The following is a 25,559-nucleotide window of genomic DNA, read 5'->3' as shown; positions in this document are numbered from 1 at the left end:
ACAGAGCCTTAGAACGAAGCATGTGGAAAGCACAATGGCGACTGGCGATTAACCGTCGATTAACCCGGCGACGACCGGCAGGCAGCAATGATCGCCCATGTTGGCCATAGTCGTCGCATAATGTCGGCTTAATCGGCCGGCGGCCTAATGTACCTTTTTCAACGGGGCTTTCCATGCGCGTACTGGTCTGCGAAGACGATGAGTTGATTGCCAGCGGGATCGTTGCCGGCCTCACGGCGCAGGGCCTGACGGTCGAGCACGTGGCCACCGCATCGGCGGCGCGGGCGATGGTCGGCGTGGCGGAGTTCGATGTCATGGTGCTGGACCTGGGATTGCCCGATGAAGATGGCCTCAAGCTGCTCAAGCAATTGCGCCAGCAGGGGCTGGAGACGCCGGTGCTGATCCTCACCGCCCGCGACTCGGTGACCGACCGGGTCGACGGCTTGCAGGCCGGCGCCGACGACTATCTGCTCAAGCCCTTCGACCTGCGCGAGCTTGCGGCGCGCCTGCACACGTTGCTGCGGCGCGTGGCGGGGCGTAGCGTCAACCTGATCGAGCACGGTCGCCTGACTTACGACCCCAGCAGTCGGGAAACCACCCTCGACGGCCAGCCGGTGGATCTGTCCCGGCGTGAGCAGTCGCTGTTGCAGGCACTCTTGCACAGTCGCGGCCGGGTGTTGTCCAGCGAGCAACTCAAGGACAGTGTCTACGGATTCAACGACGAGCTGGAAAGCAACGCCCTCAACGTCCATATCCATCACCTGCGGCGCAAGTTGGGCAACGGCATTGTCGAGACCGTGCGTGGCCTGGGTTATCGCCTGGGGCCGGCCGACGGCGCAGAGTCCTCCAAGTGATAAGCCTGCGACTGCGCCTGAGCCTGACCCTCGGCGCGGCCTTTGCCCTGATCTGGGCCCTGGCCGCGGCGTGGATGCTCAGTGATCTGCGCAACCAGATGATGTTCTCCCTCGACCAGCGCCTGGTGGCCTCGGCGCGGATGGTGGCCGGGTTGCTGGAGCAACTGCCGCCCTTGCCGACCAAGGGTGACGGCACGCATTTCAGCGCCGAGCAACTGAGCATTCCCGGCGGCATGGCCTGCCAGGTCAGCTCTTTGCGCGGCGAGATCCTGGCCCGCAGCCACGGCACCCCGGAACAGGCCCTGGAAGCCGAAAAAATGGGCTTCCACGACCAGATGATCGACGGCGCGCCCTGGCGCAGCTTCACCCTGGCCCGGGGCGACTTGCGCATCACCACCGCCGACCGCCAGATCGAACGGGAAGCCTTGAACATGTCGGTGTTGCTGGCCGCCTCGGTGCCGGTGGGGGTGGCGCTGCTCGGTTGCCTGTGCCTGTTGTGGCTGGGCATCGGCCAGGGCCTGGCACCGCTCAATCGCATGCGCGATGCGCTGATGCGGCGCAATGCCGATTCCCTGGAGCCCTTGCAGATCCATCCGCTGCCCAGCGAGTTGCAGCCGTTGCTGGAAACCCAGAACCAATTGTTCCAACGCATCGGCAAGGCCATCGAGCGCGAGCGACGACTGACCGGCGACGCCGCTCACGAACTGCGCAGCCCGTTGACCGCCATCAAGACGCACCTGCAAGTGGCGCGCATGACCGAAGGGGTTGCCCGCGACCAGTCCCTGGCCCGGGCCGAAGAGGGCGCCGACCGCTTGCACCGCACCCTTGAACAGTTGCTGTTGCTGGCGCGGGTCGAAGGCAGCCTGTCGTTCGACGATGGCGTGCACTGCAACGCCGAGCAGGTCGCGCGGTTGGCGATCCAGGACTCTGCCGGCTGTGAGTCCCGGCGCATCAAGCTACACCTGGCCCCAGGGCTGTCCGACGCACCCGTGCAGATGCCGGCGGTGCTCTCCATTGCCGCCTTGCGCAATCTGCTGGATAACGCCCTGCGCCATACCCCGGACGATAGCGATGTGGAATTGAGCCTGGAAATGATCGGCCAGCGCGTGCGCTTCCAAGTCCGCGACCATGGCCCCGGCATCGCCGCCGACGACATCCAGCACTTGACCCAGCGCTTCTGGCGCAACGGCCAGAGCACCGGCTGCGGACTGGGGCTGGCGATTGTCCAGGCCATCGTCCAGCGTTGCGGCTGTGGCCTACATTTCGACAGCCGCCCGGATGGGTTGCGGGTCGAATTGACGATGCCGGTGCAGGCAACCGTTGTTAAGTAGGTGATTGCGTGGCGAGGGAGCTTGCTCCCGCTGGACCGCGAAGCGGGCCCAAATCCGCCGCCGCGGACTACCAGGCTCACTGTGTCCTCTGGCTTTAGGGCTGCTGCGCAGCCCAGCGGGAGCAAGCTCCCTCGCCACAATGAGCCAGGCTAGGTCCCAAGAGCATCGGTAATCTCTCGGCATGGTCGTTGTACATCTGCTGTAACGACCTGCCATTGGCGCACTGGCGTTATCCGGGTCTATGTTTTTTTCAGCTCGACTCAAGGACTGAGGAAAACCGCGCCATGGACACCTTCATTGAAATCTGCACGGCCACGCCCAGCGATGCCGGCATCATCAGCCGGATCGCCGAGCGCTCCATCCGGGTCGGGTGTGCCGCCGAACACCGCAACGATCCCACTGTCGTGGCCGCCTGGGTGCGCCACAACACTCTCGCGCATATTCGCCCCTGGCTGATCGACCCACGGTTGCGCCTGACCCTGGCACGCTTGCAGGGACGCCCGGCGGGTGTCGCCATGGCCACGGCCAGTGGCCGGATCGCCTTCTGCTACGTGCAGCCAGAATCCTTCCGCCGGGGTGTCGGCCAGGCGCTGGTGGGAGACATCGAGACCTGGCTGCGCGGGCGCGGGGTGGCCCGGGTGCGCCTCAACAGCACCCGTTCCAGCCAGGCCTTCTATCGACACCTGGGCTTCGAGCAAAGCGCCGAGGCCTTTGCCCTTGGCGGGGTCAAGGCCGTCGCGATGCACAAGCCACTGATCGCGCCGACGGCGAAAGTGCAGCCCGAGAGTAAATCCCCCCGTGGCTGATGCGTCTCCACAACAGGAAACCTGCATGTGCGCCCCGACCGGATGCGCACCTGCCCGGTGTGCCGTTTGGGTCACTACCTATTGCGGGGTCGAGAGATGTCAGTCGCCAACAGCCTTATCGAAGCACAGCCGGCGCGGGTCAGCCCCGTGCCGGCCGAGACGCTCTACCAGTTCAATGAGTCGCCGCTGCTGGCTCGCCAGAGTCGGCAGGAGTCCAATGCCCGCAGCTATCCACGGCGGATCCCCCTGGCCCTCAAGCGCGCCAAGGGGTTGTACGTCGAGGACGTTGAAGGCCGCACCTTCATCGATTGCCTGGCCGGTGCCGGCACGCTGGCGCTGGGCCATAACCACCCGGTGGTGATCGAAGCGATCCAGCAGGTGTTGGCCGATGAGTTGCCGTTGCACACCCTGGACCTGACCACGCCGGTCAAGGACCGCTTCGTCCAGGATCTGTTCGGCCTGTTGCCGGCGCCGCTGGCTGCCGAGGCGAAGATCCAATTCTGCGGACCCACCGGGACCGACGCGGTGGAAGCTGCCCTCAAACTGGTGCGCACCGCCACCGGACGCAGCACCGTGCTGTCGTTCCAGGGCGGTTACCACGGCATGAGCCAGGGCGCATTGAGCCTGATGGGCAGCCTGGGACCGAAGAAACCCTTGGGCGCCTTGCTCAGCAACGGCGTGCAGTTCATGCCGTACCCCTACGATTACCGCTGCCCGTTCGGGCTGGGCGGTGCCGAGGGCGTCAAGGCCAATCTGCATTACCTGGAAAACCTGCTGCACGACCCGGAGGCCGGCGTGCAATTGCCAGCGGCGATCATCGTCGAGGTGGTGCAGGGTGAGGGCGGGGTCATTCCCGCCGACCTGGACTGGCTGCGCGGCTTGCGGCGAATCACCGAGCAGGCCGGGGTGGCGTTGATCGTCGACGAAATCCAGAGCGGCTTCGGCCGTACCGGCAAAATGTTTGCCTTCGAACATGCCGGGATCATCCCCGACGTGGTCGTGCTGTCCAAGGCCATCGGCGGCAGCCTGCCGCTGGCGGTGGTGGTTTACCGCGATTGGCTCGACACCTGGCTGCCGGGCGCTCACGCCGGTACCTTTCGTGGCAACCAGATGGCCATGGCCGCCGGTTCCGCAGTGATGCGCTACCTGCAAGAGCACGACCTGCCGGCCCATGCCGCGGCCATGGGCGAACGCTTGAGCGAGCACCTGCACATCCTCCAGCGGGACTTCCCGCAACTGGGCGATATCCGCGGTCGCGGGCTGATGCTCGGCGTTGAACTGGTTGATCCGGCGGGCAAGCGGGATGCCCTGGGTCATCCGCCGGTACACGCACAGCTGGCGCCACGCCTGCAACGCGAATGCCTCAAGCGCGGGCTGATCCTGGAACTGGGCGGTCGGCAGGGTAGCGTGGTGCGGTTCCTGCCACCGTTGATCATCACCCGGGCGGAAATCGACCGGGTCGCCGAGATTTTCGGGCGAGCCCTGCAGGCGGCGATCACCGATCGTTAATTTTCACCCGACCCTATACGTTCCTTTCATATCCTGGCTGCGCATGTGATGCAGCGAACCTCGAGCATAGATGGAGAGACACCCATGACTTCAGTATTCGACCGCGAGGACATCGTCTTTCAGGTCGTGGTCAACCACGAAGAACAGTATTCGATCTGGCCAGACTACAAGGCCGTGCCCGAGGGCTGGCGCACCGTTGGCAAGAGCGGCTTCAAGAAGGAATGCCTGGCCTACATCGAAGAAGTCTGGACCGACATGCGCCCGCTGAGCTTGCGCAAGAAGATGGAAGAGCAGGCGGCAGTGCTTAACTAAGCCGATATGGAATGCTCTTTTGTGGGAGCGGGCTTGCTCGCGAAGGCGGTCTGTCAGTTAGCCAATTATTGCCTGACACGCCGCCTTCGCGAGCAAGCCCGCTCCCACATGTTGCGTGTGTTCAAGATTCACCCATCAAAAAATCAATCAACGCCCGTGCCGCCGCTGGCAATTGCCGATGGGGCGGATAGATGATTGAAAACGGTCGGCTGCGCCCGCCAACGTCTTCCAGCAACACCACCAATTCCCCGCGCTCGATTCGCTCCCGGACGATGAATTCATAAGTCTGGCAGATCCCCATCCCGGCCTGGGCCAGGGACACGATACCCAATACATCGTCGGACACCTGGACATTGCCCGCCGGCAGCCATTCCCGATCTTGCTGGTTTTCGCGAAATAGCCAAGGTGCGATGCGTCCGCTGCTGGGCATCACGAAGGGCAGGCAGGCGTGGGCCGCCAGTTCATCGACGTGCCGGGGCGTTCCGGCGCGTGCCAGGTAGTGCGGCGCGGCCACCAGGCAAAGGCGGGCGTCTTCGAGCTTGCGGCCGACCAGCCCGCTGTCCGGCAATGGCCCGAGGCGGATCGCCAGGTCATACCCCTCGGCCACCAGATCGACATTACGGTTGGTAATGCTCAGCTCGACCCGAACCTGTGGAAAAGCCTGGATGAAACGCGACAGCAGCGACGGCAGGCGGTAATGGCCGTAGGTGGTCGGCACGCTCAGGCGCACGCGACCGCTCAGGACGCCGTCCTGGCCTTGGATTCGCCGCTCCGCATCGTCAATCAGGGCAAAGGCCGAGCGCGATTGTTCCAGGTACAACGTGCCGGCATCGGTCAGGTTCAGCCGCCGGGTCGTACGACGCAACAGTTGCACGCCGAGCCGGGCTTCGAGGCGGGAGATGGCGCGGCTCAGGACCGAAGGCGTGGTTCCCAGCGCCACGGCGCCAGCGCTGAGAGTGCCTTTTTCCACGACCGTGACGAAGGCTTCCACGTCGGCCAGATGATCGAATCGACGGGGCATTGTTGCCTCCAGAGGCCAGGTGATGTTCCGGGCGGCCAGTTTATCGCCGCTAAGCGCATCAATACAGTGAGCGCATCTTTTTCGATGCGTCCTGGAGTCATCATGAAAAAACTCACTACCTTGGCAACGTCTGTCGTTCTAGCAGGCATCAGCGTCGCGGCCCATGCCGATAACGTGCTGGTGGTCCTATCGGACGCCGATCATCTGGACCTGAAAAATGGCCAGGTCTTCTCCACCGGGTTCTACCTCAACGAATTGCTGCAACCGGTGAAACTCTTGCTGGAGGCGGGTCACCAGGTGACGTTCGCAACGCCCGAGGGCAAGGCGCCGACGCTGGACCGTTCCTCGGTGGACAAGATGTATTTCAACAATGACTCGGCGGAGCTGGAGCGTTACCAGGCGTTATTGGGGCAGTTGAAGATCACGTCGGCCAAGGACTCACCGGTGATCAGCCTGGCCCGTGTCGAGCAGATCGGCCTGGACCGGTTCGATGCCCTGTACATCCCAGGCGGGCATGCACCGATGCAGGATTTGCTCACGAGCGCGCCGTTGGGGCGGGTGCTGACGCATTTTCATGACCAGGGCAAGACCATCGCGCTGGTCTGCCATGGTCCGATCGCGTTGCTGTCGACCATGACCGATGCCCAGGGCTTCGTTGGCCAGTTGGCAGCCAAAGGCCAAGCCTCGGCCAAGGCCGGCTGGATCTATGCCGGGTACAAGATGACGGTGATCAGCAATCAGGAGGAAGAATTGGCCAAGGGGCTGCTAGGTGGCGGGAGCATGAAGTTCTATCCGCAGAATGCGTTGGAGCAGGCGGGCGGCCAATACAGCAGCAACACATCACCCTGGACGTCCCATGTGGTCATGGATCGTGAGTTGATCACCGGCCAGAACCCGGCGTCGGCGCTGGAGGTGGGGAAGGTGTTGGTCGAGCGGTTGAAACATTGATCCACCAAACACCGCAACCCCTGTGGGAGCGGGCTTGCTCGCGAAGACGGCGGAGCAGTCAACATTGATATTGCCTGACACACCGCTTTCGCGAGCAAGCCCGCTCCAACAGGTTTTATGGTGTACCTGAGGTTTACTTGAACCTCCGCTCCACCCCTTTCTCCACCAGGATCTTCGCCGAAATCTCTTCCACGGAAAAATGCGTGGAGTTGATATGGGGAATGTTCTCCCGCCGGAACAGGTTTTCCACCTCGCGCACTTCGAATTCGCACTGGGCGTAGCTTGAATAACGACTGTTGGGCTTGCGCTCGTTGCGGATCGCGGTGAGGCGGTCCGGGTCGATGGTCAGGCCGAACAGCTTGTGCTGGTGGGCGCGCAGGGCGCTGGGCAGTTGCAGGCGCTCCATGTCGTCTTCCGTCAATGGATAGTTGGCCGCGCGGATGCCGAATTGCATCGCCATGTACAGGCACGTCGGTGTCTTACCACAACGCGACACACCCACTAGGATCAGGTCGGCCTTGTCGTAATAATGCGTGCGGGCGCCGTCATCGTTGTCCAGCGCGAAGTTGACCGCCTCGATCCGCTCCATGTAGTTGGAGTTGTGGCCGATGGAATGGGACTTGCCGACCGAGTAGGAAGAATGCTCGCTCAGTTCCTGTTCCAGGGGCGCCAGGAAAGTGGAAAAAATGTCGATCATGAAACCATTGGACGTTGCGAGAATCTCACGGATGTCCTGATTGACGATGGTATCGAAGATGATCGGGCGGAAACCGTCGGTTTCGGCGGCTTTATTGATTTGCTGTACCATGGCCCGCGCCTTGTCGACGCTGTCGATGTACGGACGTATGAATTTGGCGAAGGTAATGTTTTCGAACTGTGCCAACAGGCTTTGGCCTAGCGTTTCGGCCGTGATGCCGGTGCCGTCGGAGATAAAGAAAGCAGATCGTTTCATTTGCGCCTTGGGCCTTAAGCTAGTGAGCTAGTGACGATTCTTGGATATGATAGGCGCGATTTGCCGGCCACCATTGGCCCGCATTCTCACTTATTTTCCAGGTCCAGGCCATATCGCCGGCAAGCGCTCCCCTGGAGCCGCCGGTGCCTTGAGCTTTTCCAACACAGTTAGTGGAGAGATCACCTTGGTAGAGTACGTAGTTTCCCTCGATAAGCTCGGCGTCCATGATGTGGAGCATGTGGGGGGCAAGAACGCATCCCTGGGCGAGATGATCAGCAACCTCGCCGGTGCCGGCGTATCGGTGCCAGGTGGCTTCGCCACGACCGCCCAGGCTTATCGTGATTTCCTGGAACTGAGCGGCCTGAACAAGCAGATCCACGATGCGCTCGATGCCCTGGACGTCGATGACGTCAACGCCCTGGCCAAGACCGGTGCCCAGATCCGCCAATGGATCATGGAAGCCGAGTTCCCCGAGAAACTGAACGCCGAGATCCGTACCGCTTTCGCCAAGCTGTCCGAAGGCAATCCCGACATCGCCGTCGCCGTGCGTTCCTCGGCCACCGCCGAAGACCTGCCAGATGCCTCCTTCGCCGGCCAGCAGGAAACCTTCCTGAACATCCGTGGCGTGGAAAACGTCATCCGTGCCGCCAAGGAAGTCTTCGCCTCCCTTTTCAACGACCGTGCCATTTCCTACCGCGTGCACCAGGGCTTCGACCACAAATTGGTCGCCCTCTCCGCCGGTGTGCAGCGCATGGTTCGCTCCGAAACCGGCACCGCCGGCGTGATGTTCACCCTCGACACCGAGTCGGGCTTCCGTGACGTGGTGTTCATCACCGGCGCCTACGGCCTGGGTGAAACCGTCGTGCAAGGCGCGGTGAACCCGGATGAGTTCTACGTTCACAAAGGCACGCTGCAAGCCGGTCGCCCGGCCATCCTGCGCCGCAACCTGGGCAGCAAGGCCATCAAGATGATCTACGGCGACGAAGCCAAGGCCGGTCGCTCGGTGAAGACCGTCGACGTGGACAAGGCCGAGCGCGCGCGTTTCTGCCTGACCGACGCTGAAGTCAGCGAGCTGGCCAAGCAGGCGATGATCATCGAGCAGCACTACAAGTGCCCGATGGACATCGAGTGGGCCAAGGACGGTGACGACGGCAAGCTGTACATCGTGCAGGCCCGTCCGGAAACCGTGAAGAGCCGCACCCAGGCCAACGTCATGGAGCGCTACCTGCTCAAGGAAACCGGCACCGTGCTGGTGGAAGGCCGGGCCATCGGCCAGCGTATCGGCGCGGGCAAGGTGCGGATCATCAAGGACGTCTCGGAGATGGACAAGGTCCAGGCCGGCGACGTATTGGTATCCGACATGACCGACCCGGACTGGGAACCGGTGATGAAGCGCGCCAGCGCCATCGTCACCAATCGCGGCGGGCGTACCTGCCACGCGGCGATCATCGCCCGTGAACTGGGGATCCCGGCAGTGGTCGGTTGCGGCAACGCCACCCAACTGCTCAAGGACGGCCAGGGCGTGACTGTTTCCTGCGCCGAAGGCGACACCGGCTACATCTTCGAGGGCGAACTGGGCTTCGACATCAAGAAGAACTCCGTGGACGCCATGCCGGAGCTGCCGTTCAAGATCATGATGAACGTCGGCAACCCGGATCGTGCCTTCGACTTCGCACAGTTGCCGAACGCCGGCGTGGGCCTGGCCCGCCTGGAGTTCATCATCAACCGCATGATCGGCGTGCACCCCAAGGCACTGCTGAACTACGACGGCCTGCCCCAGGACATCAAGGACAGCGTCGACAAGCGCATTGCGGGCTACGACGATCCGGTCGGTTTCTACGTCGAGAAGCTGGTGGAAGGCATCAGCACCCTGGCGGCGGCGTTCTGGCCGAAAAAGGTCATCGTGCGCCTGTCGGACTTCAAGTCCAACGAATACGCCAACCTGATCGGCGGCAAGCTCTACGAGCCGGAAGAAGAAAACCCGATGCTGGGCTTCCGTGGTGCTTCGCGCTACATCAGCGAATCGTTCCGCGATTGCTTTGAACTCGAATGCCGCGCCCTTAAGCGCGTGCGCAACGAGATGGGCCTGACCAACGTCGAGATCATGGTGCCGTTCGTGCGGACCCTCGGTGAAGCGAGCCAGGTGGTTGACCTGCTGGCGGAAAACGGCCTGGCCCGTGGCGACAATGGCCTGCGCGTGATCATGATGTGCGAGCTGCCGTCCAACGCCATCCTGGCTGAAGAATTCCTTGAGTTCTTCGACGGTTTCTCCATCGGTTCCAACGACCTGACCCAGCTGACCCTGGGCCTGGACCGCGATTCCGGGATCATCGCCCACCTGTTCGACGAGCGGAACCCGGCGGTCAAGAAGCTGCTGGCCAATGCCATTGCCGCCTGCAACAAGGCCGGCAAGTACATCGGCATCTGCGGCCAGGGCCCTTCGGACCACCCGGACCTGGCCAAATGGCTGATGGAGCAGGGCATCGAAAGCGTTTCGTTGAACCCGGACTCCGTGTTGGAAACCTGGTTCTTCCTGGCCGAGGGGCAGGCTGCGGTCTGATCGAGTGAAGGGGCCTGATCGACTAAAGCCCGTCAGTTAGTCGCAGAACCTGTGGGAGCGGGCTTGCTCGCGAAAGCGGTGCGTCAGACAACATCCATGTTGACTGTTCCGCCGTCTTCGCGAGCAAGCCCGCTCCCACAGGGGGCTCAACTGATGGGCATTATCCGGGCCCCTTTTGATTGAAGTAGGGCGGGCTCCACAAGTAAGCCGCCCTTTTTTGTGCAAGAAGATTATGCAAAGCAGCAGCAACCTCTTTCCTGTCGCCCTGATCAGCGCCGAGCGGCGCGGTGATCTGAGCGAAGACGTCTATCGCTTGAAACCCGGCAACAGCCCGGACGCCAGCGTCGAACTGGCCGTCACTCGGCTGGGCATGGCTGATCCCGGCGAAACCCGTGGTGTCCCGGTGATTTTGTTGCACGGCAGTTTTTCCAACCGGCGTTTCTGGTATTCGCCCAAAGGCCTCGGCCTGGGCGCCTACCTGACGCGCCTGGGATTCGATGTCTGGATTCCCGAAATGCGCGGCCATGGCTTATCCCAGCGTAACCAGGCTTATCGCCACAATCGGGTGGCTGACTACGCCCGTTACGACCTGCCGGCCATCGGCGCCTTCGTGCGTGAGCAGAGTGGGCAAGTGCCTCACTGGATCGGTCATTCCCTGGGGGGCATCACCCTGGCGGCAGCCTTGGGCGGCCACTACCTGGGCGAGCCCGCGGTGGCATCCGCGGCGTTTTTCGGCACCCAGGTCAGCCGCACCTACTGGCCGCTGAAGATTCCGCCGGTGGAATGGAGCGGCCGCTTCATCCTCAAGCGCTTTGCCCAGTTGTCCGGTTCAAGGCTCAAGCGCGGCCCCGAGGACGAGCCCATTGGCCTGGCCCTGGAAAGCATGCGCTGGTACGGCCTGTTCGGGCGTTTCGGCGATGCCGAGAAGAACTGGTGGGCCGGTTTGGCCGATGTTCAGTTGCCGGTGCTGGCGGTGAGTGCCGCCGGCGATCACCAGGACCCGACTTGGGCGTGCCGCAAACTCTTCGATCAGATCGGTTCCACGCACAAGCAGTTTGTCTGCCTGGGTCGAGGACAGGGTTTCACTGACGATTTCGGTCACGTCGAGATGCTGGTCAGCAAGGCCGCCCACCTTGAGGTCTGGCCGTTGGTGGCGCGCTGGCTCGACGATCAGCAGGCGCCCCTGCTGGGTGAACAGCCCCAGTTGGCCGAGGCGGTTTGAGGCGAAGGCTCTGACAAGGGCATTTCGCTCTGGTCTGCTTGCGGCTAAGATATGACGCTTCAAGCGGTTCCGGTCACAAACGGTTGCCATTCAATCTGACGTTCCAGCCTTTCAGGAGTTGTTCGATGAACCATTACCTCACGCCCGACCTGTGCGACGCCTACCCGGAACTGGTGCAGGTGTTGGAGCCGATGTTCAGCAATTTCGGTGGCCGCGATTCCTTCGGCGGCGAAATCGTGACCATCAAGTGCTTCGAGGACAACTCGCGGGTCAAGGAGCAGGTTGAACTCGATGGCAAGGGTAAAGTGCTGGTTGTGGATGGCGGCGGGTCGCTGCGCCGGGCCCTGCTGGGTGACATGTTGGCCGAGAAAGCGGCTAAGAATGGCTGGGAAGGCCTGGTGATCTACGGCTGCATCCGCGACGTCGACGTCATCGCCCAGACCGACCTCGGGGTCCAGGCCCTGGCCAGCCATCCGATGAAGACCGACCGGCGTGGTGTCGGCGAGCTCAATATAGCGGTGACCTTTGCCGGCGTGACGTTCCGCCCGGGCGAGTATGTCTATGCCGACAACAATGGCGTGATCGTTTCGCCAAGCCCACTGAAGATGCCTGAATAAAGTACCGCAGCCATAAGGGATGAGGATGTTCGAGGAAGAAAACGCGCAATGGGGGCTGGTGCATGCCCTGGTGCTGGACGGTAAAGGCGGCGCGCGTTCCATAGCCCGGACCGAACTCGACGATTTGCAGCTGCTGCCCCACGAAAGCCTGTGGCTGCACTGGGATCGCAGTCATCCGCAAACCCACACCTGGCTGCGCAAATCCAGCGGCCTGAGCGAATTCAACTGCGACCTGCTGCTGGAAGAGAACACCCGGCCGCGGTTGTTGCCGTTGCCCAACGCCGAACTGTTGCTGTTCCTGCGGGGGATCAACCTCAACCCGGGCGCCGAGCCTGAAGACATGGTCTCGGTACGGATCTTCGCGTCCGCCCAGCGGGTGATCTCCCTGCGTCTGCGACCGTTGCGCGCCACCGATGAACTGTTGGCGCAACTGGCCGAGGGCAAGGGGCCAGAGAACGCTTCCGAACTTATCCTTTATATGGCGCAATACCTCACCGACAAGGTGCAGGACCTGGTCACTTGCCTCTCGGAAATCGTCGATGGCGAGGAAGAAAAACTCGACGCCGACGAACGGTATGCTCCCGAGCATGACGCCATTTTGCACATCCGTCGAAGGGCTGCCGGACTCAAGCGATTCCTGGCGCCACAGCGAGATATCTTCGGCCAGATGTCGAGGATCAAGTTGCCCTGGTTCGTCGAGGACGATGGCGACTATTGGAACGAATTGAACAACAGCCTGACCCGTTATCTCGAAGAGCTGGAATTGACCCGAGAGCGCGTGGGGCTTGTGCTGGAGGCCGAAGACCGGCGCCTGTCGGTGCGCATGAACCGGACCATGTACCGCTTCGGCATCATCACCGGGATTTTCCTGCCGATGAGTTTTCTCACCGGCCTTTTAGGTATCAACGTCGGTGGCATTCCGTTTTCCGAAAGCCCCTACGGTTTCATGGTCGCGTGCCTGCTGATGATCTGCGTCGCGACGGGGCAGTGGTGGTTGTTCCGCCGTTTGCGCTGGGTGTGATGGGGTTTCATGTGACCCGACGAAATGTGATCGCGTCTTCCACAGACATCACGAGAGGTGCGTATGCACGATCCGTTTGAACAGTCTTTGCGCGACATGCTCAAGGCTTCGCCGTCCAGCCGGGACGACGACGCATGCTTGGGGCGTGTACTGAAAACCGCCAACCGCCAGGTCGGCGCGGGCGATCTGTTCAGCCTGCTGGGCCGCTGGTTGCCCGCGCTGATGATCGCCCTGAATAATGGATCGGCCCATGTCTCGCCGGTTTCCCGCCGTAAACCTGTTACTCGCACCGCTGATAAGGCTGATTGAATATGGAACTTGATCTCTGGACCCAGAGCCTCGTCACGGCAATGACTGCGTTGTGGACCAAGGTGGCTAACTTCATCCCGAACCTCTTCGGCGCGCTGGTGGTGCTGTTGCTGGGTTTTGTCGTGGCCAAGTTGCTGGACACGCTGCTGTCCAAGCTGCTCGCCAAGCTGGGTCTCGATCGCCTGATGGGCGGCACCGGCCTGACCAAGCTGCTGTCCCGTGGCGGCATCCAAGTGCCGATCTCGACCCTGGTCGGCAAGATCGTGTACTGGTTCGTATTGCTGATTTTCCTGGTTTCCGCAGCAGAATCCCTTGGCCTTGAGCGAGTTTCGGCTACGCTCGATATGCTCGCATTGTATTTGCCGAAGGTTTTTGGTGCCGCGCTGGTATTGCTGGTCGGTGTCCTGCTGGCGCAACTGGCCAATGGGCTGGTGCGCGGTGCGGCCGAAGGCGTCGGGCTGGATTACGCCGCTGGCGTGGGGCGTATCGCCCAGGGCCTGGTGATTATCATCAGTATTTCGGTGGCGATCAGCCAGTTGGAGGTCAAGACTGACCTGCTCAACCATGTGATCGTGATTGTATTGATAACCGTTGGTCTGGCGGTTGCGCTGGCAATGGGATTGGGAAGCCGGGAGATCGCCGGTCAGATTCTTGCGGGAATCTATGTGCGTGAATTGTATGAGGTTGGGCAACAAGTGCGTGTTGGCGAGGTCGAAGGCCAGATCGAAGAGATCGGCACGGTGAAAACCACATTGCTGACCGAGGAGGGCGAGTTGGTGTCGCTTTCCAATCGGATCTTGCTGGAACAGCATGTGAGTAGCCGCTAACCCGGCAAATCCTGCTAATGTATGCCGCCGCGAAATGCCTGCTAGCCCAGGCTGTGGCGCACATTGACCTAGACTGTCGGCCCGACTTGTTTTGAACAAACCCCAATCGCTATCCACGCGCTACGACCCCCGTGATCTCTCCGATGAGGAGTTGGTCGCGCGCGCGCATACGGAGCTGTTTCACGTAACACGCGCCTATGAAGAGTTGATGCGTCGTTACCAGAGAACTTTATTTAACGTTTGTGCGCGCTATCTCGGGAACGATCGTGATGCTGACGATGTCTGTCAGGAGGTGATGTTGAAGGTGCTGTATGGCCTGAAGAACTTCGAGGGGAAATCGAAGTTCAAGACATGGCTTTATAGCATCACGTACAACGAATGCATCACGCAGTATCGCAAGGAACGGCGAAAGCGTCGCTTGATGGACGCGTTGAGCCTGGACCCTCTCGAGGAAGCGTCGGAAGATAAGGCGCCCAAGCCCGAGGAAAAGGGTGGACTCGATCGCTGGCTGGTCTATGTAAACCCGATCGACCGGGAAATTCTGGTGCTACGATTTGTCGCAGAGCTGGAATTTCAGGAGATCGCAGACATAATGCATATGGGTTTGAGCGCGACAAAAATGCGTTACAAGCGCGCTCTTGACAAATTGCGTGAGAAATTTGCAGGCATTGCTGAAACTTAGTTCGGCGCAAATATCTCTTACGTGTAGGCAAGTTCTGATAGACTTGCCGCCGAGTTGTCCCCCGGTTTGCGGGACTGCTTCACAATCACCAGATGGGGATTTAACGGATGAAACTGAAAAACACCTTGGGCTTTGCCATTGGTTCTTTGATTGCTGCCACTTCGTTCGGCGCTCTGGCACAAGGCCAAGGCGCAGTTGAAATCGAAGGCTTCGCCAAGAAAGAAATGTTCGACAGCGCTCGTGATTTCAAGAACAACGGCAACCTGTTCGGCGGTTCGGTTGGTTACTTCCTGACCGACGACGTTGAACTGCGTCTGGCCTACGACGAAGTGCACAACGCACGTACCGAAGACGGCACTAACGTTAAGGGCGCGAACACCGCTCTGGACGCTCTGTACCACTTCAACAACCCAGGCGACATGCTGCGTCCTTATGTTTCGGCCGGTTTCTCCGACCAGAGCATCGACCAGAATGGCAGCAACGGTCGTAACCGTTCTACCTTCGCCAACGTTGGTGGCGGCGCCAAGCTGTATTTCACTGACAACTTCTACGCCCGTGCTGGCGTTGAAGCTCAGTACAACATCGACCAGGGCGACACCGAGTGGGCGCCTAGCGTTGGTATCGGTGTGAACTTCGGTGGCGGCTCCAAGCCAGCTGCTGCTCCAGTTCCAGCACCTGCTGAAGTCTGCTCCGACAGCGACAACGATGGCGTGTGCGACAACGTCGACAAGTGCCCTGACACCCCAGCCAACGTAACTGTTGACGCTGATGGCTGCCCAGCTGTTGCTGAAGTCGTTCGTGTTGAGCTGGACGTCAAGTTCGACTTCGACAAGTCGGTCGTTAAAGAAAACAGCTACGGCGACATCAAGAACCTGGCTGATTTCATGAAGCAGTACCCATCCACCACCACTACTGTTGAAGGTCACACTGACTCCGTCGGTCCTGACGCTTACAACCAGAAGCTGTCTGAGCGTCGTGCAAGCGCCGTTAAGAACGTTCTGACCAACCAGTACGGTGTTGAATCGTCCCGCGTTCAGTCTGTTGGCTACGGCGAATCCCGCCCAGTTGCCGACAACGCCACTGACGCTGGTCGTGCAGTTAACCGTCGCGTAGAAGCGCAGGTTGAAGCTCAAGCTAAGTAATTAGCCCACAGCTTTGGAAAAGCCCGGCCTCGGCCGGGCTTTTCTTTGCCTGCGATTTATGGAGATGGGGGGAACACAAGACCTGTGGGAGACCTGTGGGAGCGAGCTTGCTCGCGATAGCGGTCTGATGGCTGATCGGGTACATATCCGTTGCTGCGGTAACGGCTACTTAGGGTTCCGCCCAACGGCGGCTCACTTTTTTTCAAACGCCAAAAAAAGTAAGCAAAAAAGGCTTGCCCCACCACTCGGTGCCTCGCCTAGGCTCGGCATGCCCTCACTCCGGCATTGCTCCGTGGGCCGCCGCGAAGGGCCATCCATGGCCCAGCGCGGCTATCCCGGCATCCATGCCGGGTTGCCCACTCCACAATGCCTGCGTTCGGCCAGCGTGGTTAACGGGGCCTCCAGATCAAAAGCAAAAGCGAGGCGGCCCGATAGCCGACCTGGCTCTTTCGGTCGTACACCCATCAGATCTGTGGGAGCAAAGCTTGCTCGCGATGGCGGCCCGATAGCCGACCTGGCTCTTTCGGTCGTACACCCATCAGATCTGTGGGAGCAAAGCTTGCTCGCGATGGCGGCCTGATAGCCGACCTGGCTCTTTCGGTCGTAAACCCATCAGATCTGTGGGAGCAAAGCTTGCTCGCGATGGCGGCCTGATAGCCGACCTGGCTCTTTCGGTCGTACACCCATCAGATCTGTGGGAGCAAAGCTTGCTCGCGATGGCGGCCTGGCAGCCGACCTGGCTCTTTCGGTCGTACACCCATCAGATCTGTGGGAGCAAAGCTTGCTCGCGATGGCGGCCTGATAGCCGACCTGGCTCTTTCGGTCGTAAACCCATCAGATCTGTGGGAGCAAAGCTTGCTCGCGATGGCGGCCTGATAGCCGACCTGGCTCTTTCGGTCGTACACCCATCAGATCTGTGGGAGCAAAGCTTGCTCGCGATGGCGGCCTGGCAGCCGACCTGGCTCTTCGGTCATACCCTGTTCCAATTGTGGGAGCGAGCTTGCTCGCGATGGCGGTGTGTCAGTCAATGTATGTCTAACTGAACCACCTTCATCGCGAGCAAGCTCGCTCCCACAGGTCTTGGGGTGTCTGCTAGAGGGCGCAAACCTGGGCCAAAGCCGGCGGTGAGGCGGCCAATTCGGCTGCTTCGGCCACGGCGCCGATCACCAGGATCGCCGGGCTCTTGAGCTGGAAGGCGCTGGCAGCGGCTTCCATCGAGGCCAGGTCGCTGCGGCAGTCACGCTGGTGGGGCAGGGAGGCGTTTTCGATCATGGCCACGGGCGTGTCCGCCGCCAAGCCGCCGGCCAGCAGTTGCTCGCGGATCTCGCTCAGCTTCGCCACGCCCATATACACCACCAAAGTGGTCCCGCTTTGGGCCAGGGCTTGCCAGTTCAGGCTGCTGCCGTCCTGGGTGTGGGCCGTGACCAGGGTCACGCCCCGGGCAATCCCGCGCAGGGTCAGTGGAATATCGCATTGGGTCGCCCCCGCGAGGCCGGCGGTGATGCCGTTGACCATCTCTACCTCGACGCCATGCTCGCGCAGCCACTGCGCCTCTTCACCGCCGCGGCCGAAGATGCATGGGTCGCCGCCCTTGAGGCGCACCACGCATTTGCCCTGGCGGGCATAACGCAGCATCAATCGATGAATGAAGGCCTGGGGGGTGGAGCGGCAGCCGCCGCGCTTGCCCACGGCGATGATGCGTGCGGCGGGGCAATGCTCCAGCACCGCGGCATTGACCAGGTCGTCGATCAACACTACGTCGGCCTCGCCCAAGGCGCGCACGGCTTTGAGGGTCAGTAATTCAGGGTCACCGGGACCTGCACCCACCAGCCAGACTTTTGCGCTCATAGTGTTTTCCTCACGAGATAGCCGCCAGTGGTTGCGCGGTGGCAACCAGCAGGCGCTTGATTTCCGGTACGCAGGAACCGCATTGCGTGCCACAGCCCAGTTCCTGTTTAAGCCCCTGCAAGTCCAGGCCACGCTCGATGCCGGCGCAGACCGCGCGCTGGCTGACGTTCATGCAGTTGCACAGCGTTTTGCTGCCACCCGTTGTGGCGCCAACATTGCCCGGCGGCGCGCTCAACGGCGCCAGCAGCCAGCGCCGCAGTTGTTCATCGGCACGGCCTTCCAGCCACAGGTTCTGCAGCCAATGCCGGGCCAGGGTTTCACCGGCCAGGCGAATGGCGGTGATGCGACCGTTTTCGATGCGCACCCGTTTACCGATGGAGCGACGCGGGTCGTCGTAGGCCAGCACCGGCCCGTCGATCAGGCCCAATTGCTCGTCGATGGCCTGGAGCAGTTGCGGTTCAGGCGCGACGGCGCTGGCAGCGCGAATCAACAGCGCGGGACGTTCACGGCCGGTCAGACTCAGGCTGACGTAGGAAAACGCCTCGCACAGGGGACGCAGGGCCTCCAGATGCTGTTGAACATCGCCTTCGATCAAAGCGAAAAGCTGCCAAGGCAGATTCACCGGTTCCAGGCGCACGCCGCTGTGCTTGAGTTCCGGTTGTTTCGACAAGGGGTCGAAGGCCGGTTGGGTCAGGCTATTCACGCCGCCCTTGAGGAACCGATCGCCCCAATGCATGGGCAGGAACGCCTGGCCGGGGCGCACGCTGTCGTCGCTGTCCACGGCCACGATCACACTGCCGCGACGGCTCTTGAGGTTGACCAGGTCGCCCGCTTGCAGGCGGTGCCGGAGCAGTTCGTCGGGGTGCAGGCTGAGCACGGCTTCGTTCACATGGCCAAACAACTGCGCAGCGGTACCGGTACGGCTCATGCCGTGCCATTGGTCACGCAAGCGACCGGTGTTGAGCGTCAATGGGTAGCGGGCGTCACGCAGTTCCTTGGCGGCGCGATAGGGATCGGCCACGAAGTGCGCCCGGCCGCTGTCGGTCGGGAAAATCCCATCCACGTACAGTCGCGCCGTCCCAACCGTGGCGCCTTCCGGGAAGGGCCATTGCTGAGGGCCGAGGCGGTCGATCAGGGCATGGCTGATGCCGGACAAGTCCAGGTCGCGGCCACGGGTCAGCTGTTTGTACTCATCGAACAGTTGGGCCGGGGTGTTGAAGGCGAACAGGCTGGGTTGGCCCGGGCGCAGGCGTTTCTCCAGGCGTTGTGCGAAATCCACGGTGATTGCCCAGTCCGGACGCGCTTCACCCGGTGCGTTTACTGCCCGACGGACGTGGGAAATCCGCCGCTCGGAGTTGGTCACCGAACCTTCTTTCTCGCCCCAACTGGCCGCCGGCAACAGTAGATCGGCAAACGTGGCGGTCTCGGTGGTGCGGAAGGCTTCCTGTAGTACCACGAACGGGCAGGCTTGCAGGGCCTCACGTACCGCCGTCTGGTCGGGCATCGACTGGGCCGGGTTGGTGCAGGCGATCCACAAGGCCTTGATCTTGCCGCTGCGCACCTGCTCGAACAACTCGATGGCACTCAGGCCGGTGGTGGCGGGCAATTGCTCCACACCCCAATAACGGGCGACTTCGGCACGATGCTCCGGGTTGGCGGCTTCACGATGGCCTGGCAGCAGGTTCGACAGGCTGCCGGTTTCCCGTCCGCCCATGGCGTTGGGTTGGCCGGTCAGCGAGAACGGGCCCGCCCCCGGCCGGCCGATTTGACCGGTGGCCAGGTGCAGATTGATCAGTGCGCTGTTTTTCGCGCTGCCGGCGGTGGACTGGTTCAGGCCCATGCACCACAACGACAGGAAGCTCGGCGACGTGCCGACCCATTCGGCACACTGGTGCAGTTGTTCGACGCTGATGCCGCACAACTGGGCGACCATCGCCGGGGTGTAGTCGCGGACCAGGTTCTTCAGGTCCGCCAGACCTTCGGTATGGGCCTTGATGAAGTCGCGGTCGACCCAGTCTTCCCACAGCAGCAGGTGCAAAATCCCATGGAACAAAGCGACATCGGTGCCCGGCAAGATCGCCAGGTGCAGGTCCGCCAGGTCGCAGGTGTCGGTGCGCCGGGGGTCGATGACGATGATTTTCATCTGCGGCCGGCGGGATTTTGCCTCTTCGAGGCGGCGAAACAGGATGGGATGGGCATAGGCCATGTTACTGCCGGCGATCATCACGCAGTCGCTCAACTCCAGGTCTTCGTAGCTGCAGGGTGGGGCGTCGGCACCGAGGCTGCGCTTGTAGCCCACCACGGCAGAAGACATGCACAGCCGCGAATTGCTGTCGATATTGTTGGTACCCACCAATGCCCGGGCGAGTTTGTTGAAGGCGTAGTAGTCCTCGGTCAACAACTGGCCGGAGATGTAGAACGCCACGCTGTCGGGGCCGTGCTCGGCGATGGTGTCGGCGAAGACGCTGGCGGCGTGATCCAGGGCGCTGTTCCAGCCGGTACGGGCCCGGGCCAGGCCTTTGCCCAGGCGCAGCTCCGGGTACAGGGCGCGGGCGGCGAGGTCGCCGGTCAGGTGCAGGGTCGAACCCTTGCTGCACAGTTTGCCGAAGTTGGCCGGGTGGGCGGGATCGCCGCTGACGCCGAGGATGCGCTCGCCGTCATGCTCGATCAGGACGCCGCAGCCGACCCCGCAATAACAGCAGGTCGAGGCAGTGATCTGGCGGTTCATCAGCTTGCGTCCCGCAGGGCCAGTTGCACGCGGCCGTTTTCGACCCGGGCGGAATGATGATGGGCGCAGCCCACGTCCGGGGCTTGGGCCAGACCGGTTTCCAGGTCGATCTGCCAGTTGTGCAGCGGGCAGGCCACGCGCTTGCCGTAGACCAACCCTTGGGACAGCGGGCCACCCTTGTGCGGGCAACGGTCATCGAGGGCGAACACTTCATCGTCGCTGGTACGAAAAATCGCGATATCGCCTTTGGGGCCATTGATGATGCGCGAACCGAGGATGTTGATCTCTTCCAGTGCGCAGATATCCAGCCAGTTCATGCCGGCACCTCCAGGTTCTTCACGGGGATGACTTCGAACTCTTTCTTCAACTGAGGCTGTTCCAGGCGTTGTTTCCAAGGGTCCTGTTCCAGCGACAGGGAAAACTTCAGGCGTTCGTGAAGGGCCTTGCGCCGCTCGGGGTCTTCCAGCACGGCTTTCTTGATGTGCTCCATGCCGACCCGCTGCATGTAGTGCACGGTGCGTTCGAGGTAGAAGGCTTCTTCGCGGTACAGCTGCAGGAAGGCGCCGTTGTATTCACGCACTTCCTCGGCGGTCTTGAGCTTGACGAAAAACTCGGCGACCTCGGTCTTGATCCCGCCGTTACCGCCGATGTACATCTCCCAGCCGGAGTCGACGCCGATAATGCCGACGTCCTTGATGCCGGCTTCCGAACAGTTGCGTGGGCAACCGGAGACGGCCAGTTTCACTTTGTGCGGCGACCACATGTTGAACAGGTCGTGCTCCAGCTCGATACCCAGTTGGGTGGAATTCTGCGTGCCGAAGCGGCAGAACTCGCTGCCCACGCAGGTCTTCACGGTGCGGATGGACTTGCCATAGGCATGGCCGGACGGCATGTCGAGGTCTTTCCACACGCCGGGCAGGTCCTGCTTCTTGATCCCCAGTAAATCGATGCGTTGGCCGCCGGTGACCTTGACCATGGGCACGTTGTATTTGTCGGCCACGTCGGCGATGCGCCGCAGTTCCGAAGGGTTGGTCACGCCACCCCACATCCGTGGGACCACGGAGTAGGTGCCGTCTTTCTGGATGTTGGCGTGGGCGCGTTCGTTGATCAGGCGCGACTGTGGGTCGTCGTGGGCTTCGCCGGGCCAAGTGGAAATCAGGTAGTAGTTCAACGCCGGGCGGCAGGTGGCGCAGCCGTTGGGGGTGCGCCAGTTCAGGTAGCTCATGGTGCCGGCGATGGTCAGCAGGTGCTGGTCGCGGATCGCCTGGCGGATCTGGCCGTGGTTGAGGTCGCTGCAACCGCAGATGGCTTTTTCGCTTTTTGGCTTGACGTCCGCCGCGCCGCCCACGGTGTTGATCAGGATCTGTTCCACCAGGCCGGCGCAGGAGCCGCAGGAACTGGCGGCCTTGGTGTGTTTTTTCACGTCATCGACGCTGAACAGCCCGTGCTCCTGGATCGCCTTGACGATGGTGCCCTTGCACACGCCGTTGCAGCCGCAGACTTCGGCGGTGTCGGCCATGCTCATGGCTTTGTCCTGGCCTTGGTGGCCTACATCGCCTAAAGCGTTTTCCCCGAACATGAGGTGATCGCGGATCTCGCTGATGCCGTGATTCTCACGAATCTGCCGGAAATACCAGCCGCCGTCCGCGGTATCGCCGTACAGGCAGGCACCCACCAGCACGTCATCCTTGATCACCAGTTTCTTGTAGACGCCGCCGATCGGGTCGGAAAGGGTGATGGTCTCGGTGCCTTCGCCGCCCATGAAGTCGCCGGCGGAAAACAGGTCGATGCCGGTGACTTTCAACTTGGTCGACGTGACCGAACCCTTGTAAGTGGCGAAGCCCAATTGCGCGAGGTGGTTGGCGCAGACCTTGGCCTGTTCGAACAGCGGCGCCACCAGGCCGTAGGCGGTGCCGCGGTGGCTGGCGCACTCACCAATGGCATAAACGCGTGGATCGTAGGTCTGCATCGTGTCGTTGACCAGGATCCCACGGTTGCAGGGGATGCCGGATTTTTCCGCCAGTTCGGTATTGGGACGGATGCCGGCGGCCATCACTACCAGGTCGGCGGGAATGATGTCGCCGTTCTTGAACTGGACCGAGCCGACCCGGCCGTTGCCGGCGTCGTGCAGGGCCTGGGTCTGTTCGCTGAGGCGGAATTTCAGGCCACGGCTTTCCAAGGCGGTTTGCAGCAGTTGGCCGCTGGTCTTGTCCAGTTGCCGTTCCAACAACCATTCACCGATGTGGACGACGGTCACGTCCATGCCCCGAAGCTTCAAGCCGTTGGCCGCTTCCAGGCCCAGCAGGCCGCCGCCGATGACCACGGCGTGCTTGTGGGTCTTGGCGGTGTCGATCATCGCCTGGGTGTCGGCGATGTCGCGGTAACCAATCACGCCTTCAAGGGTGTTGCCGGAGATCGGCAAGATGAACGGCGTGGAACCGGTGGCGATCAGCAGGCGGTCGTATTCGGCTTCGCTGCCGTCTTCGGCGATGACGCGGCGCTTGACCCGGTCAATCTCCACCACTTTGCGGTTGAGCAGCAGCTTGATGTTGTTGTCCAGGTACCAGCTCAGGTCGTTGAGCACGATCTCTTCGAACGTCTGCTCACCGGCCAGCACCGGCGAAAGCAGGATGCGGTTGTAGTTGGTGTGGGGCTCGGCGCCGAACACCGTGATGTCGTACAGCTCGTTGCTCAGCTTGAGCAGTTCCTCGAGGGTGCGAACCCCGGCCATGCCGTTGCCGATCATCACCAGTTTGAGTTTTTTCATCAGGGTTCTCCGCAAGCTCATGTCCGTTTCATCACGGCGATCGGACTGGCTCGGCAATTTTTACGAAAACAAAAAAAGGCGTCCCGCTAGCAAGCTAGCGAGGACGCCTTTGTCCTGGTCCCGTTCTCTCGGGAAGCACCGCCTTCATCGTTGGAGGCGTTGCTTTATGTATGGTGGGGTAGGTAATGCAGTGGTTGTGCCAAGTGGCGCGAAGGCGCGGATTTATTGAGCAGCGGGCTGGTTGAGCGGATTGGGGAGGGATTTATTGCACCGAATCAAAGCGTGTTGCCCGGTAATGGAGCGCGCTAGGGCGAGCGAAAAAGTTTTTGTGGCGAGGGAGAGCTTGCTCCCGCTGGGCTGCGAAGCAGACCCAAAAAAAGGCGGCCGCTGCGCGCTCGAGCGGGAGCAAGCTCCCTCGCCACGGTCATGAGTGGAATACCAAGAACAACAGCACCACATTCACCACCAACGACACCAGCGCCAACGTCCGCCAGACCTTCAGCGGCTCTCTTTCCAGCAATGGCCGGGGCCTTACACTCAAGCTGCGGCGCTCGCCCTGCTCCAGCAGCAACAGCCATTCCTCGGCCGTCTCAAAACGCTGACCCGGATCCGCCGCGACCGCGCGTTCCAGGCTTTGTCCAAGCCATTCGGCCAAGTCCGGCCGATAGCGGCTGGCACTGACCGGCACGCCGAAGCGCGGGCGCTGGAAGGCTTCGATCTCGCCGTAGGGATAATGCCCGGTCAACAGGAAATACAAGGTCACGCCGACGGCGTACAAATCCTGTTGCGCCGTGGGCGCGGTGCCGCCGAAGGCTTCCGGGGCAATGTAGCTGGGCGTGCCGGGCAGCACGTTGGCCTGGTCCTCGGACAAGCCCGGGCAATATGCCAGGCCGAAATCCAGCAAGCGCAATTCCCCGTCGTCGCCCAGGTGCAGGTTTTCCGGCTTGATGTCGCGGTGATAGATCTGCCGTCGATGCAAGAGGCCCACCGCCCGCACCAGCCGTTGCGCCAGGTCCTGCCAGTGGGCCAGGGGCAGCGGACCGCCCTGGTTGAACAGCTCGGCCAGGGTCGCGCCCGGATATTCACGCATTACGTAGTACAGATGCTGACGTTGGGGCACCCCATGGACTTCGGGAAACTGCCGCCCGGCGACGCGTTTGAGAAACCATTCCTCCGAGAGCAAGGCCTGACCGGCCCGGCTATCGTCACGTAGCTGCACGGGCAAGGTTTTCAGCAGCCAAGGTTGGCCTTGGCCGTCGCGCACCCGATAAAGCAACGATTGCTGGCTCTGGCCGAGCAGGCTTTCGATCTGCCAGCCTTCGAACACCTGGCCCGGTTTCAGCGTCGGCGGCAAGGGCCATTGCTGGAGCTGGATCAAGGCATCGCCGATGCTGGCTTCGCCGAGGGCATCGACCCGCACCAACAACGCGCTGGCATTGTCCTGGCTACCGGCCAGATGCGCGGCGTTGACCAGCGTCTGCGCAGCGAGGTGCAGGTCGGGTTGGTCGCGAAGGATGCCGGCGATGGCCATGTCCCCCAAGACCGCCCAGACGCCGTCGCTGAGCAACACGAAGGTTTCGTCGGTGCGCAGTTCACCGTCGAGAAAGTCGAGGATCAGGTGTTGGTCCAGCCCCAGGGCCCGCTTCAGCACATGCTGCATGCCCTGCTGTTCCCAGACGTGATCCTCGCTGACCCGTTGCAGGTGATCGGCATGCCAGCGGTAGACCCGGCAATCGCCGACGTGGGCCAAGGTGAAGCGCCGGCCCCGCAGGACCAGGGCGCTCACGGTGGTGAGCAGCGGCTGCCCGCCGCCGTTGGCCTGCAGCCAGCGATTCTGGGCCAGCAACAGCCGGTCCAGCGCCTGGGCCACGCCCCAGGTTTGCGGCGTGGAATAGTAGTCCAGGGCCAGGGCCTGCAAGGTCGAACGGGCGGCCAGCCCACCATCGGCGCATTGGCTCACGCCGTCGGCGATAGCGAACAGGTAACCCTTGCTGGCAGCCAGGGCCGGGGCGGGCGTGACCAGGCGCAGGGCGTCCTGGTTTTCTTCCCGCGGGCCGATGGCGCTGGCCTCGGCAAAACTCAATTGCAGGCTCATGGTTGCAG

At 61.9% G+C, this 25,559-nt stretch carries 21 protein-coding genes; 14 read left to right on the top strand and 7 right to left on the bottom strand.

Annotated features, from left to right (window positions below; all coding sequences use genetic code 11):
• Nucleotides 1-173 precede the first annotated feature (173 nt).
• The 5 genes from M1D99_RS20990 (at nt 174) to M1D99_RS20970 (ending at nt 4,812) form a co-directional block, all read left to right on the top strand.
• Nucleotides 174-854, top strand: a complete 681-nt coding sequence (locus tag M1D99_RS20990) for a response regulator (protein WP_186705314.1) — start codon at nt 174-176, stop codon at nt 852-854.
• Nucleotides 851-2,185 (top strand): ATP-binding protein, encoded by a 1,335-nt coding sequence (locus M1D99_RS20985; RefSeq protein WP_434571484.1) that lies wholly within the window; start codon nt 851-853, stop codon nt 2,183-2,185. Before M1D99_RS20990 ends, M1D99_RS20985 begins: the two co-directional genes overlap by 4 nt.
• Nucleotides 2,186-2,469: 284 nt before the next feature.
• Nucleotides 2,470-2,991 carry a GNAT family N-acetyltransferase gene (locus M1D99_RS20980; protein WP_434571482.1) on the top strand — a complete coding sequence of 174 codons (522 nt, stop codon included), beginning with the start codon at nt 2,470-2,472 and terminating at the stop codon, nt 2,989-2,991.
• Nucleotides 2,992-3,087: 96 nt separating this feature from the next.
• The gene (locus M1D99_RS20975; RefSeq protein ID WP_458130726.1) at nt 3,088-4,500 is read left to right on the top strand and encodes a diaminobutyrate--2-oxoglutarate transaminase; all 1,413 of its coding nucleotides are present in this window, start codon (nt 3,088-3,090) and stop codon (nt 4,498-4,500) included.
• An 84-nt stretch (nt 4,501-4,584) separates the two neighbouring features.
• Nucleotides 4,585-4,812, top strand: coding sequence for an MbtH family protein (locus tag M1D99_RS20970; protein WP_018605637.1), 228 nt, complete (start codon nt 4,585-4,587; stop codon nt 4,810-4,812).
• Between the two features lie 121 nt (nt 4,813-4,933).
• Here the strand turns inward: M1D99_RS20970 and M1D99_RS20965 are convergent, their stop codons facing one another.
• Nucleotides 4,934-5,833 (bottom strand): LysR family transcriptional regulator, encoded by a 900-nt coding sequence (locus M1D99_RS20965; protein WP_186705310.1) that lies wholly within the window; start codon nt 5,831-5,833, stop codon nt 4,934-4,936.
• Nucleotides 5,834-5,935: 102 nt separating this feature from the next.
• Here M1D99_RS20965 and M1D99_RS20960 point away from each other — a divergent pair, with 102 nt between their 5' ends.
• Nucleotides 5,936-6,781 carry a type 1 glutamine amidotransferase domain-containing protein gene (locus tag M1D99_RS20960; protein WP_458130725.1) on the top strand — a complete coding sequence of 282 codons (846 nt, stop codon included), beginning with the start codon at nt 5,936-5,938 and terminating at the stop codon, nt 6,779-6,781.
• 133 nt (nt 6,782-6,914) lie between these two features.
• Here M1D99_RS20960 and ppsR read toward each other — a convergent pair whose 3' ends face one another.
• Nucleotides 6,915-7,733 carry a posphoenolpyruvate synthetase regulatory kinase/phosphorylase PpsR gene (ppsR, locus tag M1D99_RS20955; RefSeq protein WP_003199510.1) on the bottom strand — a complete coding sequence of 273 codons (819 nt, stop codon included), beginning with the start codon at nt 7,731-7,733 and terminating at the stop codon, nt 6,915-6,917.
• Nucleotides 7,734-7,917: 184 nt separating this feature from the next.
• On the opposite strand from ppsR, the gene ppsA reads away from it, so the two are divergent.
• The 8 genes from ppsA to M1D99_RS20915 all read left to right on the top strand — a co-directional run bounded on the left by ppsA (nt 7,918) and on the right by M1D99_RS20915 (nt 16,113).
• Nucleotides 7,918-10,293: a phosphoenolpyruvate synthase gene (gene ppsA, locus M1D99_RS20950; protein ID WP_186705308.1), complete on the top strand. Its 2,376-nt coding sequence runs from the start codon at nt 7,918-7,920 to the stop codon at nt 10,291-10,293.
• Nucleotides 10,294-10,525: 232 nt separating this feature from the next.
• A complete protein-coding gene (locus M1D99_RS20945) occupies nt 10,526-11,515 on the top strand; it encodes an alpha/beta fold hydrolase (protein WP_458130724.1) in 990 nt (329 codons plus the stop codon).
• A 125-nt stretch (nt 11,516-11,640) separates the two neighbouring features.
• Nucleotides 11,641-12,132 carry a ribonuclease E activity regulator RraA gene (gene rraA / locus M1D99_RS20940; protein ID WP_186705306.1) on the top strand — a complete coding sequence of 164 codons (492 nt, stop codon included), beginning with the start codon at nt 11,641-11,643 and terminating at the stop codon, nt 12,130-12,132.
• 25 nt (nt 12,133-12,157) lie between these two features.
• Nucleotides 12,158-13,153: a zinc transporter ZntB gene (locus M1D99_RS20935; protein WP_186705305.1), complete on the top strand. Its 996-nt coding sequence runs from the start codon at nt 12,158-12,160 to the stop codon at nt 13,151-13,153.
• A gap of 63 nt (nt 13,154-13,216) precedes the next feature.
• Entirely contained in the window at nt 13,217-13,462 is a 246-nt protein-coding gene (locus M1D99_RS20930; RefSeq protein ID WP_014337331.1) for a hypothetical protein, read from the top strand.
• A gap of 2 nt (nt 13,463-13,464) precedes the next feature.
• Nucleotides 13,465-14,289 carry a mechanosensitive ion channel family protein gene (locus tag M1D99_RS20925; RefSeq protein ID WP_003199523.1) on the top strand — a complete coding sequence of 275 codons (825 nt, stop codon included), beginning with the start codon at nt 13,465-13,467 and terminating at the stop codon, nt 14,287-14,289.
• Nucleotides 14,290-14,380: 91 nt separating this feature from the next.
• On the top strand, nt 14,381-14,971 hold the full coding sequence (sigX, locus tag M1D99_RS20920; protein WP_003183614.1) for an RNA polymerase sigma factor SigX: 591 nt from the start codon (nt 14,381-14,383) through the stop codon (nt 14,969-14,971).
• A gap of 107 nt (nt 14,972-15,078) precedes the next feature.
• Entirely contained in the window at nt 15,079-16,113 is a 1,035-nt protein-coding gene (locus tag M1D99_RS20915) for an OmpA family protein (RefSeq protein ID WP_250965642.1), read from the top strand.
• Between the two features lie 1,092 nt (nt 16,114-17,205).
• On the opposite strand, the gene cobA is transcribed toward M1D99_RS20915, so the two are convergent.
• The 5 genes from cobA to M1D99_RS20890 all read right to left on the bottom strand — a co-directional run bounded on the left by cobA (nt 17,206) and on the right by M1D99_RS20890 (nt 25,551).
• Nucleotides 17,206-17,961 (bottom strand): uroporphyrinogen-III C-methyltransferase, encoded by a 756-nt coding sequence (gene cobA, locus M1D99_RS20910; protein WP_458130723.1) that lies wholly within the window; start codon nt 17,959-17,961, stop codon nt 17,206-17,208.
• Nucleotides 17,962-17,971: 10 nt separating this feature from the next.
• Complete coding sequence (locus M1D99_RS20905) at nt 17,972-20,689, bottom strand: nitrate reductase (protein WP_458130722.1); 2,718 nt, start codon at nt 20,687-20,689, stop codon at nt 17,972-17,974.
• Nucleotides 20,689-21,006 carry a nitrite reductase small subunit NirD gene (gene nirD, locus M1D99_RS20900; protein WP_186705301.1) on the bottom strand — a complete coding sequence of 106 codons (318 nt, stop codon included), beginning with the start codon at nt 21,004-21,006 and terminating at the stop codon, nt 20,689-20,691. The genes M1D99_RS20905 and nirD overlap by 1 nt, the downstream gene beginning before the upstream one ends.
• On the bottom strand, nt 21,003-23,456 hold the full coding sequence (gene nirB / locus M1D99_RS20895; protein WP_458130721.1) for a nitrite reductase large subunit NirB: 2,454 nt from the start codon (nt 23,454-23,456) through the stop codon (nt 21,003-21,005). Before nirB ends, nirD begins: the two co-directional genes overlap by 4 nt.
• Before the next feature lie 424 nt (nt 23,457-23,880).
• Nucleotides 23,881-25,551 (bottom strand): protein kinase domain-containing protein, encoded by a 1,671-nt coding sequence (locus M1D99_RS20890; protein ID WP_434571471.1) that lies wholly within the window; start codon nt 25,549-25,551, stop codon nt 23,881-23,883.
• Nucleotides 25,552-25,559 lie beyond the last annotated feature (8 nt).

The sequence above is a fragment of the Pseudomonas sp. R3-41 genome (assembly GCF_054161485.1).
Note: the sequence above shows the minus strand (reverse complement) of the source record. Positions and strands in the feature narration are given on the sequence as shown.

Coding starts and splice junctions, on each gene's coding strand:
- M1D99_RS20990 (WP_186705314.1), top strand. CDS start 174: ATGCGCGTACTGGTCTGCGAAGACGATGAGTTGATTGCCAGCGGGATC.
- M1D99_RS20980 (WP_434571482.1), top strand. CDS start 2,470: ATGGACACCTTCATTGAAATCTGCACGGCCACGCCCAGCGATGCCGGC.
- M1D99_RS20975 (WP_458130726.1), top strand. CDS start 3,088: ATGTCAGTCGCCAACAGCCTTATCGAAGCACAGCCGGCGCGGGTCAGC.
- M1D99_RS20970 (WP_018605637.1), top strand. CDS start 4,585: ATGACTTCAGTATTCGACCGCGAGGACATCGTCTTTCAGGTCGTGGTC.
- M1D99_RS20965 (WP_186705310.1), bottom strand. CDS start 5,833: ATGCCCCGTCGATTCGATCATCTGGCCGACGTGGAAGCCTTCGTCACG.
- M1D99_RS20960 (WP_458130725.1), top strand. CDS start 5,936: ATGAAAAAACTCACTACCTTGGCAACGTCTGTCGTTCTAGCAGGCATC.
- ppsR (WP_003199510.1), bottom strand. CDS start 7,733: ATGAAACGATCTGCTTTCTTTATCTCCGACGGCACCGGCATCACGGCC.
- M1D99_RS20945 (WP_458130724.1), top strand. CDS start 10,526: ATGCAAAGCAGCAGCAACCTCTTTCCTGTCGCCCTGATCAGCGCCGAG.
- rraA (WP_186705306.1), top strand. CDS start 11,641: ATGAACCATTACCTCACGCCCGACCTGTGCGACGCCTACCCGGAACTG.
- M1D99_RS20935 (WP_186705305.1), top strand. CDS start 12,158: ATGTTCGAGGAAGAAAACGCGCAATGGGGGCTGGTGCATGCCCTGGTG.
- M1D99_RS20930 (WP_014337331.1), top strand. CDS start 13,217: ATGCACGATCCGTTTGAACAGTCTTTGCGCGACATGCTCAAGGCTTCG.
- M1D99_RS20925 (WP_003199523.1), top strand. CDS start 13,465: ATGGAACTTGATCTCTGGACCCAGAGCCTCGTCACGGCAATGACTGCG.
- M1D99_RS20915 (WP_250965642.1), top strand. CDS start 15,079: ATGAAACTGAAAAACACCTTGGGCTTTGCCATTGGTTCTTTGATTGCT.
- cobA (WP_458130723.1), bottom strand. CDS start 17,961: ATGAGCGCAAAAGTCTGGCTGGTGGGTGCAGGTCCCGGTGACCCTGAA.
- M1D99_RS20905 (WP_458130722.1), bottom strand. CDS start 20,689: ATGAACCGCCAGATCACTGCCTCGACCTGCTGTTATTGCGGGGTCGGC.
- nirD (WP_186705301.1), bottom strand. CDS start 21,006: ATGAACTGGCTGGATATCTGCGCACTGGAAGAGATCAACATCCTCGGT.
- nirB (WP_458130721.1), bottom strand. CDS start 23,456: ATGAAAAAACTCAAACTGGTGATGATCGGCAACGGCATGGCCGGGGTT.
- M1D99_RS20890 (WP_434571471.1), bottom strand. CDS start 25,551: ATGAGCCTGCAATTGAGTTTTGCCGAGGCCAGCGCCATCGGCCCGCGG.